The organism is Winogradskyella sp., from assembly GCF_013213975.1.
Lineage (GTDB): Bacteria > Bacteroidota > Bacteroidia > Flavobacteriales > Flavobacteriaceae > Winogradskyella.
Window position 1 is genome coordinate 8,504 of the sequence record NZ_JABSST010000059.1, and the last position, 14,366, is coordinate 22,869.

At 32.7% G+C, this 14,366-nt stretch carries 6 protein-coding genes; all 6 read right to left on the reverse strand.

Features of this window, described 5'->3' with window-relative positions; translation table 11 throughout:
• On the reverse strand, positions 1 to 3,644 hold a 3,644-nt coding region (locus HRU49_RS10195), incomplete at its 3' end, for a choice-of-anchor L domain-containing protein (RefSeq protein ID WP_296356788.1).
• A 110-nt stretch (positions 3,645 to 3,754) separates the two neighbouring features.
• A complete protein-coding gene (locus tag HRU49_RS10200) occupies positions 3,755 to 8,581 on the reverse strand; it encodes a choice-of-anchor L domain-containing protein (protein WP_296356791.1) in 4,827 nt (1,608 codons plus the stop codon).
• Between the two features lie 386 nt (positions 8,582 to 8,967).
• The gene (locus tag HRU49_RS10205; RefSeq protein WP_296356792.1) at positions 8,968 to 10,749 is read right to left on the reverse strand and encodes a gliding motility-associated C-terminal domain-containing protein; all 1,782 of its coding nucleotides are present in this window, start codon (positions 10,747 to 10,749) and stop codon (positions 8,968 to 8,970) included.
• Positions 10,750 to 10,829: 80 nt separating this feature from the next.
• Positions 10,830 to 12,170, reverse strand: coding sequence for a TolC family protein (locus HRU49_RS10210; RefSeq protein WP_296356794.1), 1,341 nt, complete (start codon positions 12,168 to 12,170; stop codon positions 10,830 to 10,832).
• A gap of 3 nt (positions 12,171 to 12,173) precedes the next feature.
• The gene (locus tag HRU49_RS10215) at positions 12,174 to 12,659 is read right to left on the reverse strand and encodes an efflux RND transporter permease subunit (RefSeq protein WP_296356798.1); all 486 of its coding nucleotides are present in this window, start codon (positions 12,657 to 12,659) and stop codon (positions 12,174 to 12,176) included.
• Positions 12,660 to 12,668: 9 nt separating this feature from the next.
• The coding region (locus tag HRU49_RS10220) for an efflux RND transporter permease subunit (protein ID WP_296356796.1) at positions 12,669 to 14,366 on the reverse strand (1,698 nt) is incomplete at its 5' end.

A 14,366-nucleotide genomic window follows, 5' to 3' on the forward strand; every position in this document is an offset into this window, starting at 1 on the left:
TCACAGACATAAAAAACGTCAATAGGATCAATAACTGGCGGTGTGTTAATTATTAAATCAAACGGAACTGAAGAGAAACACCCTGTTAACGTATTTTGTATTTTGATAAACAGTGTGTTTTGGCCTAATGTATTGGTAAAGGACTCTACATTATTAATTACATTTTGATTTGCGAAGAGATCGTTTTCTGACTCGAAATAACTAAATTCAATACCAAATTGGCGGCCATCTAAAACTAAAAGCTCAATTTCTGTTAGGTCCCATAATTGCTCAAATTGATAATTATTGGCACATGATGTCAAGGACTGTCCATAATTGACCTCAGGCAAAGCTAAAGTATTAACTAAAAATGTATCTATACTTGTGCATCCTGAATCTAAATTTTCAACTCTTGAGTAAATAATCTGCGGATTACTTGTCGGAGTAAAATCCATCGCTAGTGCATTTGTTCCTAACTCTGCATTTAGCGGAGTGAGATGAAATGAAATATTTAAATTTGAAGGACTGCCTTCAGCAATTTCATTGACTTTTAAATTTAGATCTGTACTTGCTAAACCATTGTTATTAATATCGCATTCAAAAACGTCAGTTGGCACGTTGTAAATTGGGGCTTCCCTTACTTCAATTTGCAGAGATGAAATTTCGAAACAACTATTCTCAAGTTCATTTTCTAATCTCACAAAAATGGTTTGAGGATTGTTTGTGTTTTGGTAGGCGATAGTTTTGTCAATTTCGTTCTCTTTATTAATAGCATCATTTTCAGTCTCAAAATAGAACACTTGCATATTTTCTTGTCCATTAATGATTTCAGAATCTTTATTTTCAAAATAAAAATCAGCCGTATTTGTTGCATTGGTGCAATTAATAAAATCAGAAATTCCGTTAATTATTGGATTGTCAAAAATCGCTATTTCAAAATCTACAATGGCGAAGCATTCTAAATTAATGCGTTGTATTCTAATAAAAATACTTTGTGATTCCGAGTTGTAAGCTTCTGGGTTACTTATTTCGTTTCTTTCTCCTAAGGCATTATCTAAAGTCTCATAAAAAGAAATGTCAAACTCATTGATGTCAATTGATAATTCTGGTATTACACTCAGTAAATTAACAATAGAAAATCCATCTTGATCTGCATCGCAGATTACAATTGGAGATAATGAATTTATATCTAAACTCTCAAAAATATTAATATCTAGTGTTGTTATACTATAGCAGCTTGTAGCATTATTAGTAATTCTGGAGTAAACTTGTTGGAAATTTCCAACAACATTTATACTTTCTATTGCATTTTCATTATTTTCTGCGTCTTGTTCGGTAGCATAAAATGAAACAGATACATTTCCAAGCCCTTGAACCATAGTATTGATATATGGGTTCAATAGTATTCTTGTACTATTTGTGTCAGGATTATACTCCCCACAGGCTTCAACTGATTGCGGACTTGCAATAGGAGCAGGCTCAATTACCAATCTCACTTTAGAGTCGAATGTGCAATCGTTGTGTCTGGTGGTGATGAATACTTCTTCACTAGGAGAATTTACCGTGTAAGGTACATTTGGATTTATCGGATTTACTTGATTATCTCGATCGTCTTCACTTTCATAATATGTTAATGAGATTCCTTCATAACCATCAACAAGTTCATTTGAAATATCTGTTAAATCAAAATCGTAAACTCCATCATTTGAAAAATCGTCACAACGGGCAACAATCCGTTCTTCACCAAAAACATTAAATAGAACGTTTTTATGTAGCTCTAAAGTCAATGGTGTAGGACAATTTTCTCCATCAAATCTTAATAAAAGAGGAATGTTAAAAACAGTTGCGTTTGTATTAAACATCCTCGGATCTCCAATTATTCCTAATAAAGCATCTATTTGTATCCAAATACCTGGATAGTTACTTTCTATTTCGTCAAAAATTTCGTCTATATTGTAGCTAACAGTGGCATTTTCGTACGTAATAATATCTGGCCCACTTGTTTCGAAGAAGTCAGGGTCAAAACATTGACTTGCAACAAATTTGTCAATATCAATTTCAGGTTGTAATTGATAATCAAAATTTAGCCTTTCTATTGAGAAGCAATCACTTAAATTATTGGATACTCTAGCAAAAATGACATTGGGAGAACCAACTATTTCACTAGTTTCTATTATTTCATTTTGGTTATTGATTGCATCAGTTTCATTTAGAAAATAACTGACAGATCTATTGAATTCAAAATTTGAAATTTCAGAGTCAAAATGCGATAAAAAATTTATTTCAAAACCACCATCATTAATCTGCCCATTACAAACACTTGCAGTAATTTCAACTGTATTTGGTGAATTACTAACGCTGATATTAAAATTTCCAATTTGAAGACAGTCCCCACTCAAACTTTCTATTCGAACAAAGATTTGTTCGGTAGGTTCTGTATTTTCATAGGTATCAACAATTGGATTAAGGTCGTTTTGAGCATCATCTAAAAGGGTGTGATAACTGATGTTATAATTGGAAGACGGCAAGTTGTCAAGAATTTCATCATCCATCAACATCGGAAAGTCAAATTGAAAAACACCATCACTTGGTGCTGAATCGCATATGGCTAAATCTCCGATAGGTGCAGCCTGTTGAAAGGGTATTATGTCTATATTAATACTGTCTGTTAAAGTGCAACTACCAGTATTAACAGGAATTGAAATCTCAACACTATAGGTGCCTGATTGATTAACCTCTAAAGTCGGGTTGCTTTCTCCAATTATAATGTTACCATTTAAAAACCACGAATAGTCTGCAGAAGGATTATCAATATTTGCATTTAAGGTTAAATCATTCCCACAAATAGACTGATCTGGACCTAAATCGATAGAGCCACCGAAACTTTCAGCTTCAATAAAGACCGCGGAATCAAAGCGTTCGTCTATATGATCTGCTATCACAAATTTGATGCGATAGGTGTTATTAGGAATAACATCGCTAGTTGCTGTTAAAACTGTTGTATGTCCATTAAAATTGGTACTTCCAATGTTATACCCTTGAAAGTAATCTTCATTTTGAGCATCGCAGAAACCACTAATATCAGGATGAATTGTATTGACGCTTATAAAATCGAGTGATTCAGGAACAAGTGCAATGTTTACAAAAGGATCAGCTGAGCCAGCTGGCTTAATCATAATTGCGAATACATCGCTAAAATTGCAAGGGTATTCTTGCTGATATTCATCTGAAGCAAATAGGTATTTAAAGGCAACAAAATCGTTAGCAGTACTAAAGTCAAATTCAATGCTGGTAGCATTTAGGGTTTGATCAATGCCTAGTATATTGAGAATGTCAGGATCTGTTTCCCAATCAATTTCACCGTCGTTCAAATCAATAGGGAGTTGGGTATTCCCTGCATTTAAAACATTTCCAGTGGTAAGAACGATCCCGTTTTGTAATGGAAAGTTTGAGTTTGCGTTATTAAAAGTACCATAACTAACAATATTGTTAACGCTCCCATTTATGGGCGAAGTAATATTAGAAACTGAAGCACAATTATCTCCAACTAGATGTTCAATAATTTGTTGGGGTTGCTGAGTGTTATTAGTTGTAATAAGTTGAGCATACATGAAACATGTATGCATAACGGCGTAGAGAAGAGTAAATAAACTTTTCTTTTTCATTGCTTTTTTTAAATCTTACAGTTTAAAATAATGTAAAATTTCGGGCTAAAGATAGAAAAAAAGCACTAGAAAGATTAACAGTTTCTAATTTATACTCTTAAAGGATAATTCTATCGACGTATGGAGAAATGACCTTTAACCTCAAAGGATTGCGTACCGCGTACTACATTGGCCACGAACCAATAATCGCTCGCAGGCAGTTTATTGCCTTTAAAGGTGCCATCCCATCCCGAGGAGTCATGCTTAAGAGTCGTTAGATGTTTTCCATAGCGATCGAAAATGTGGATGATCGTACCTGGAAGTGTTTCAACTCCAACAATATGCCAGGTGTCAAATTGACCATCATTATTTGGTGTCATATGTTTTGGAATGTCAATCACAAGCACTTCACGAGTAACTTCAGAACATCCATTTAAATCAATAATTGTAATGGTATGGTAACCCATAGCAACATTTTCAAATACATTAGATTCTTGTAGTTGTCCGTCATCTAACTGGTACAAGTAATCTCCAATCCCACTTATGGTTATTGTAATGTTGTTAGGATCTGAAAAGTCAATAACTTCTGTGGATTCTATGGTTGCAGCTTCAGATTCAGAAACACTAAAAACTCTAGAGTTTTCGCAACCAAATGCTGTTGTAACCGTTACCCAATAAGTACCTACCTCCGTAATTTCAATCTCAGATGTTGTTTCACCGGTTGACCATAAGTAAGTATCTGTTGTTATATTGGTATTGGCAGAAACAATTAATGGTAAATTATCAAGGCAGATTACCTGGTCCTCAATATCTATTATAGGTAACGGATTTATAATTGTAGTAAATTGTGTTATGGCATGACATCCGGAAGAGTTATTTTCTAGCCTAACGAAGATGACTTCAGAATCAAAAGCAAAATAGTTTGTGTCCAAGGCTGCGTTTCCAACCTCAGCTTCTTCTATAGAGTTGTGATACGTAATAGTGAAATTACTTGGATTCTGAGTGCCTAAAATAATAGAATTTTGTTGCGATAAATCAAACTCTAACAAACCATCAAAATCATCATCACAAGCTATTAAATCATTTGGTTGATTTGCAACTGGAAATGGGTTTACATTTAATACAAACTCATGGACTACATAACAATGGGTTGTGCTAAATTCAGCTCTTGCAAATAGTACATCATTAGTTGTTAAATATGTATAATCTGTATCTAAAGGATTGGTATTTGCATATGCATCGGTTGCATTATCAAAGTAATTAAAGAGCACATTAAAACTTTCATCCATTAGCACAGCATTGATTTCGTTTAAATCAAAACTGTTAGTATCATTTTCACAAATGTTATAAGATTGAAACTCATTTATGACAGGAGGCATATTTACAATGAGCTCTATAGGCATAATAATATAACAGTTGGAGATTGTATTTGTAATTTTTATAAAAACAGTCTGAGGATTACTTGTATTCGCAAAATTTTCAGGGTCAGAAATAGGATTTATATCTGCTTCAGCATCCTCAAAACTTTCGAAATACGTAATAGCAATATCATCTTGGCGAACATCTAATATTTCCAATTCTGCATCTGTGAGATCAAATTGTGTAAATCCGTCATAATCGGTATCACAGGCTATAAGCGGTATAGACTCATTTACTTCTGGGACCTGAATAACATTTAATTCAAAGGAAGAAATAGAGTTGCAAATCGTACCATTATCAATTTGAACAAATATAGTTTGCGGGTTTGCTACATTAGTATAATCTAATGGAAGTGGATTTATACCATTTACCGCATTAGTTTGTGATAAATAAAATGTTACATCTAAATTTTCAAGATTTCCGCTAGATATCTCAGCGATTTTTGTGCTTAAATTAAAAGATGTAAAGCCATCATTAGAAATATCATCACAAACAAACCAATCTGAAGGTTGATTAAAAATAGGATTACTTCCAACTTCAATAGTAAAACTTGATGTGCCATAACAGTCTAGATCTGTCAGATTTTCAACACGAACAAAAATAGTTTGAGGATTGCTTGTATTTTGAAATGCAATATCTTTGTTTATTGGATTAGTTCTATTGTCTGCATCATTCTGATTTAAATAATACAACACTTGCTTACCATTTTGTCCATTAAGTATTTCAGTGTCTTTAGTGTTAAAAATAAAGTCTCCAAAACTATCGCTGCTATCTTCACATATTTTATAATTGGAAATCACAGAAAAAACTGGAAGGGTATTGACGGTGATATTTAAAGTCTCAGTGCTGTAACAACCGGTTAAAGAGTTTTCTACTCTTATAAATAATGATTCTGTTTGAGCATTGTAATTACCTTCGTCGTTTAAAGCATTTGTGTTATTGTCTGCATTAGATTGACTGGTGTGAAATGAAATAATTCTTTCATTCGTGCTACTAACGATTTCAGGTACTACGTCAAAAAGATTAATTATTGAGAATCCATCTTGATCATCATCACAAATTACAATATCGGATGGATTAGAAGTTATTGGCGCTTCTTGAACTGTAATTTCAAATGAGCTTATATCTGAGCATCCAGAGGTATCCGAGGTAATTCTCGGATAAATTGTAAATGGATTTGTCGTATTTGTATACAGATTTGGTAGCATATTTGTATTGTTTCTGGCATCATCTTCAGTTAAGAAATATGTGATATTAAAACCAGGTTGTGCTTCTGTAACTAATAGGTCGAACTGTGATAAATCTGTCGTGGTAAATCCGTCTTGATCGTCGTCACAAACGTTTTGATTTGAAATATTCTCAAATTCGCTCACCGGAACTAGTATCAAATCTATTTGAGCTATGTCTGAACAGGTTGGACTTGATAATTCCAAATAAATCGTCTGTGGATTACTTGATGGAATGAAAGGGACTGTTGGATCTAAAGGATTATTCTGGTTGTCTCTGTCATCTTCTGTTAGATAAAATTCAACATTGATATTTGGGATATCATTAATAATCCCATTAGCAATACTTGACAAGCTAAATTCTTCAAAACCATCATTATTAATATCACATTGGGTAATGTTGTTAATATTTGTTGCTGTTAAGAGTAAGTTGGTATGAATTTCAATTGGAGTTATTGAAGCACAACCAGTAGCATTATTTTCTACCCTAATATAAACCACTTGTTCATCAGAGTTTATGTTAGCGTAGTTAGTATCATTAGCAATTGGGTTTGCACCTGAAAGTGCATCATCATTCGTTTCATGAAAAGTAACAGTGACGTTAGTCAAGCCTTGTAAAACATCAGGGATTATAGTTGTTAAATCAAATTCTGCAAAACCGTCATGGTCCACGTCACAAGCATCAATATAATGTGGATCTGTGTTAATCACAGGATTATCTAAAACACTGATATCTAAAGTTGTTGTGCTTATACAACCTGTTTGAGGGTTCTGAACACTTACATAAACTGTTTCATTGGTGTTAGTATTGACATAAGGCATTGGAAATGGGTTACTTCCTAAATTTGCTTCGCTTTGTGTACTGTGATAGGTTACGCTTAAATTTGTTTGACCATTAGTTATTTCATTGTCTTTTGTGTTAAGATCAATCGTAGTAAAACCATCAGCCGCTTGATCATCGCATACTACCAATGGCGATGGATTTACTATTGTAGGCAATGCATTTATAATTAAATTAAAACTAGAAAATGCAAGACATCCATTATCTGTATCCAAGATCCTAACAAAAATTGGTTGAGGACTTATACTATTTTGAATTGGATTTGTAATTGGGTTATTGCCTGATTGAGCTTCAGATTCAGAATAATGATATGAAATACTGTAGTTTCCGGTCGGAACTGAAGCCAATACTTCTGCGTTTCGAATTGATAAATCAAATGTCTCTACACCATCATTACTTAAATCATCACATAACTGAAAATCAGTGATTGATCCTGATGATTGCGTATTGCTTAAAGTAATATTAATGTCATCTTCAATTGTGCAGGTCCCATCTACCAGAGGAATCTCTATTTCAACACGATAGTTACCTGTTTGTACTGCATCAAAGCTTGACTGATTTGCCCCTGGAATAAGTGCATTATTGAAATACCAGGTATAAGTCGCTTGAGTATTACCAATATCACCGTTTAAACTGATATTACTTGCACAAGTTGAAAAATCTTCACCTAAATCCACAGATGCATTAAAGCTATTGCCTTCAATAAATACGGCCGAATCATAGTTTTCATCTGTTTGATCTGCAATAATGAGTTTTATTTGATATTCTACATTTGGAACAATGGAAGCTGTTGCAGATAGAATAGAAGTTCTTCCATTATAATTAGTATCACCTAGGCTGTAACCTTCAAAATAGTCTTCATTAGATGCATCACAGAACCCAACAATTTCATCATGAACAGTGTTTGTGTTAACGGGAGTTGATGTTCCAGGAACAAGTGCGATATTAACATATGGATCATTGGTGCCGGCTTGTCTTATTAAAAATGCAAATCCGTCAGAATATTGACAAGGGAAATTTCCAAAATATTCTTCTGATGCGAGAATATATCTAAACTGAACCTGATTGGCAATAGAGACAAAATTAAATTCTAAAGATGTTGCATTTAGAGTTCCTGAAATGCCTAAAGCAGACTCAAGATCTGGGTCAGTTCCCCAGCTATCATCTCCTTCATTTAATACATTTAAGTTTTGATTGTTCCCCGCAGAATTAGCATTACCGGTGGCTAATATGATACCATTTTCAAAAGGAAAGTTCGAGGCTCCACGTGTAAAATAGCCATAACTTCCTATACCTACTTGGCTGCCGTTAATGTTAGAATTAATGTTTGAAACTTCAACACAACCTTGAATTAAAGTGTTCTCAACCAAGTTTTGTGGCGAAACAGAATTGTCAACTGTTATTTGCTGAGCATAAGATATACTGCAAAGCAAGCATAAAAACAGCCAGAGAGAACGTTTTAATCCATCCATAATGTGCGGTTATGTTTATAGTACAATTTGGATTAAGTACGGGATAATTCAAATTGTTCCTATTCAAGCTGAAAAGTAAGCTTTAATATGACGAAATGCAAAAAAACACGATGAAATGCATAAAATGTTAACATTAATACGTTATAATACAAAAAAATTGAAACGATCTCAAATTGAGACCTTTGCCCCAAATTGAAATTTCCAAAAACATTACAGGCTCAACATATAATTTTTCCTAACCTGAAACACATTATTATCATGCTTTTTAATACATTATATGGGAAACTTCTTTAGAACCATAAGATTATTCCATAGTTGCTTAAATGTATTGTTTGAATTTTTTTGGTCCAAAAGACTAAGGCGAACAGAATAAAATCTCAACAATTCTAATAATTTACATATACCCAACCTACTATTGGTTTATATTCAGGATCTTTTAGATTTAAAACATAATAGTAGGTACCAACAGGAACTGTTTTACCACGATTATTTAATCCACTATTTATTTTACCGTTCCATGGTTTGTCATTATCTCCTACAAATAAAACCTCACCATAGCGATTATATATACTGAGTTCATGTTCGGTAAAAATATCGTAAAGTCCCTGGATATTAAACCAATCATTAAACCCATCATTATTAGGTGAGAACCCTTCTGGTATTTCAGGTGGACAATTTTCAATATCTAGATTACATTGAAAAATTTCATAACATGGAGGACTTTCCAATCTCACAAAAATGGTCTCTGGATTACTGAGATTATTGTAATTACTAGGTATTAGGATACTATTCATTTCAGCCTCTAAATCTTCAAGGCTTAAATAAAACGATACTTCACTTTCATCAATGTTTAAGCCAACTAAGGCATCAAATAAGTTATAGGTTGATGTTTCAAACCCTTCATTACAGCCTGTAAGATTCGGTAAAGGTATAATATCAGGGATAATCAATAATTCAATGTCTTCTGATGTTTCGTTATTGTTTTCATTAATTTCTGTTACAACTCCATTCATAGTTCCATCGTCATCAACTACAGCCGTGATTATAATATTTGGGTCTGAAGTTTCAGGAACAGTAAGTACTATTGAGCCCGTTTCTGTCGCATTTATAGCAATATCATTTAAAGTTACACTCTGTCCTAAGAGTATTCCATTTAAGTAATATGCAATGGGTGTATTTGCTGGTAATAGCGCAGTACTATTAAAGTTATTAATGGTATATGATAAAGCAACACTATTTTCGCCACAGTTTACTGTGTAGTCATCAATAGCGATGGTTGCATCAGGAAGTTGGCTATTCAGAACAGTAATAATATTGTTAATCATCACAAAATCCTGACCAGAAGTTAATGTTATGGTTGCAGAGGTATCTCCGATACTTATATTGTCTTGAATATTATAGACATCAATATCCATATTGTATAAGTCAGATGCACCTGTAAACGAATTTGTTCCATTAAAGGCATTATTAGCTGGATTTAATGGTGGATTACTAATAACATTTCCATTAATAGTTAGTTGTTCTGTTACTGCCAAATTACGATCTCCTTCCCAAGCAATAAAGCCAATTTTTGCATCTTCATTATCCAAAACGTTGAGGTTATCTAGTGTTATGCTTAAAAAGGTGGGTACACTTTGTAATCCGTCATAAACATTTAATTGATTAAGTGGTAAGTTAGTATCTTGATATATAATAGAAATAGCCCAACCTCCAAAATTAGTTCCAGTTGGGCAATAGGGAGTAATTACATTAGTTAAATCAAATTCTGATACGGTAAACGTACCATTACCTTCATTAATTACCAAATCGGTTACATCAGCGAAAGCTGCAAAAAATATACGGGTTGCATCAAGGGAATCACTAAATGTGCGCTCCGCACTAATAGCTATTCCATTTAATTCAATATCAAAATCACCAGCACCAGATCCTGCCCAATAGAGGTAGGCCGCTACAATATTTTGTGAGGGATCAAGAATTAATTCGGCAGAAGAACTTGTGAGTATTGTGCAATTTGAATAAGAGCCGTTTTCTTCTGTGTTTAGGGTATTTCCGATAGCTACATAATCATATCGACCATTAAACTGTTGGAAAAGAGAAACGTCTTGTGCGATTAGGGGTAGGGTTGCACCAAACATAACAAAACATAATATGTAAGCTGTTTTTTTCAAAATTTTAGCTTGGTAAAACTAAAATACGGATTTAAAACTGAATAGTTAGAGACTTAAATAATTGATGGTTATACTAATCCTCAATTGTTAATATAATAATTGAGTATTTTAATTTTAAACAAGTAATCGTACTTAGCTTGCACGAGGTCGGACTCTGTTTTAATATAATTAGATTTGCTTTCGAGGAAATCGAAACTAGACATTAAAGCATTGTCATATTTAGTCTGATTAATGTTAAACGCCTCTTTCTGAGAAATTGATGCTGCATTAGCAGATTCAAAACTTGTCTTTGCAGTGACTACATCATTATAAGCTATTTGTACTTTATTTTTGAGTTGATTCTTTTGATTTTCTAACTCGATTTTACTTATTTCTAATTCAATTTTAGATTTGTTGAATTCTGATTTTGTTGAAAACCTATTGAATATAGGTACTATAAGACTTAGATTGAGAAAATGAGTGCGGTTGTTGTTTAACTGAACAAAGAAGCCATTATCTTCAAATTGTTGCGTGTCTTGATTAAAGACTACATCTTCTCTACCAAGAATATGATAATAATTACTCCCATAACTGTAGTTAAAATTTACTTTAGGGTAAAAATTAGCTTTGGCAATTTTTATGTTTTTTTCATTAATTTCATTATTGAGCTCTGAAGATTTTATTAAAGGGTTAGCATCTAGTGCTCTTTTATATAGATCTTCAGAATCTTCAGAAAAAGCGATACTTTCAAAGTCAGATAGATTAATGTCTTCAATATCAAAATTATCAATTGCATTAATATCTAAAAGTTCTTTAAGCTCTATTTTACTAGTTTTAAGATTGTTTTCTGCGGTGATGTATGCCTTAGTATCTGTAGCTAAAGTCGATTCCATCTGTAAAAGCTCGCTTTTAGAGGCTAATGCAGCATCAAATAATTCCTTTAATCGTCTAACTTCTTGTTTGCTGATTTCGACTTGCTCTTCAGCTATGTGAAGTAACTCATTATTAAATAAAACTGTTAGATACTTATTAGTAATATTTAGAGAAAGATCTAAATAGATCTGATCTAAATCTGCTAAACCTTTCTCAGAATTTAATCTTGCTTTCTGAAGGTTATATTTATTAGCAAAGCCATTAAATATACTGAGTGAAGAGCTTAGGCTAAAGTTATTAAAACTACTTTCTAATTGACCAACACCTGTTGAGACGTTAAACGAATTTCCTAAGCTAAACCCTTGCGATGCATTAAAAGATGCATCTGGGTAATAATTACCTTTTGCAGTCGTTATGTCCTCATCAAAAGATTCATTTTGAGATAGTTGTTTTAAAACATCTACATTATTTGCTTTAGCATGCTCTATACAATCGTCTAATGACCATTTGGTTTGGGAGAAACCAAAAAAGTTAATAATGATTAATAAAATAACAAGAGGCTGTTTCATAAGTTACTTTCTACTCAATTGATAATACATTAAAGGTATAAAATAGAGGCTGATAAATGTACCGATTAGCATACCACCAATGACCGTGAGTGCTAATGGTTTTTGTAATTCTGCGCCAAGACCAGAGATAAATAAAAACGGCGTTAATGCCAATATAGTTGTTAAAGATGTCATTAAAATTGGCTTAAGTCTCAGTTTACCACCTTCTTTTATGGCTTCTTCCATAGAACGTCCCTTTTTGCGAAGTAAGTTAATCGTATGGATTTTTAAAATGCTATCATTAATTATTACTCCACTCATAACAACAATGCCAATGGCAGCCATAACATTAATTGTTCCGCCAAAAAGCCAGAGTAATAAAAGCGCACCACCAATATCTATAGGTATTTCTAATAAAATGATTATAGGTTGCCATAGCGATTCAAATTGAGCAGCCATTATAAAATAGAGCAGCAGTAGTGCTACTATAAGCACTATTATTAACTGTATATTAAGTTCTTATAAGGCTAGCCAGCTACCAGAAAAGTTAACATTAAAGTGTTCACTACTTTTAAAAAAGGTTTTAATTGTATTAATATCGTTATCAACGTTATTACCAGTATTAATTGTATAACCCAAATACTCACCGTTTCTATTGGCATTTATAGTTTTATACTGTTGTATGTTATTTATCTTAATTAAATTTTTAACAGGAATGTTAACATCATTTTCGTTTCTAACAAACAACCCAGATATAATATTTTCAAAACTTTTGGTTTCGTAGTTGAGTTTAATAGGAATAAACTTTTGAGCAGTTTTAAGATTATCTACAAAGTTTTCATTAAATGCTGTTTTTAGTTCATTAACAAGTGCATCATAATTTACGTTGTACAATAAGACATTTTCGTGGATAATTTGAATTGAAGCGGTTTGCTGCAAAGGAACTTCAGAGCTGGTCTTTTTTTCTAAAAGTTTACTTATTTCATTCAGTTTTTCTTCCGAAGGTACTTCTAGAGCAGTTTTTGAAGTCACATTGGCTACAAGCTTACTTTTATTAGTGCCAAAAATATATTCAAAAATGGTTTTTGGTGCTGAGAATTTTAAGTTGCAGCTTGGGTAAATTTTAGAAATAGCGCTTTGCAGTTTTGTTTTTATATCGTCTAAAGTTTTAGAATTCTCAGCTTTAATGTACACTGAGGCTTCAGAAAAACTCTTAGTGTTTTCGCGTTGTAATAAAAATTGTTGTTCGCCAGTTTGTGAAAATTGCACTTCAATGCCTGATATATCTTTTAAAAAATACTGTATTCTTGTTTGGTTCTCTTTAATATTTATGTTTTCATTCCATTCAATATTAGCAATAATCTCATTTTGATTAATCTCAGGCAGTTGAGTATAATTCATTATTTGAAACAATACAACAGCAACAATAATACTCACTATAGATATGCTGTAAACAATCCATTTCTTGCCAAAGAAATAATTATATCCTTTTTCGTACCAATGTTCTATATGTTGCGTTTTTGCATTGAACTTTAGCCATTTTTCAAATCTGAAAGATTTGTTTTTTAGCAGTTTGTATATAACGGGAATTAAGACAATAGAAACCACCAAAGACGAGCCTAAACCAATAGAAACTGCTAATGCTTGGTCGTAAAACAACGCTCCTGTAATACCACTTAGAAAAAGTAATGGTAAAAATACAGAACATGTTGTAAGCACGGAGCTTATTAGAGGTGTTATAATCTCATTAGTACCTTCTACACAAGCTTCAAGTAGATTAAGACCCGACTCTAATTTTTGAGTAATGTTATCTATAACAATAATAGCATTATCTATCATCATACCAACGCCTAGTATTAAACCCGATAGTGATATAATATTTATAGACAGACCAAAAGCATACATTAACAAAAGGCTTATAATTAGCGATACCGGAATGCTTATGGCAATTATTAAAGGTGATTTTACATCCTTTAAAAAGAAAAACATTATGAGTATGGCTAGTACACTTCCAATCCATAAACTAGACTTTAAATTATCTATAGATAATTTTAGCAAAGTGGTTTGATCTTGATTAGTTGAAAACTCCAAATTGGGATAATCTTCCTTAAATGCTGTATTAAGGTTTTGCAATGCTTCCTTTAAATCGTAAACTCTAGCATCTGCCTGTTTAATTATTGCAAGTACTACAGAGCGTTTACCATTAAGATATACCAA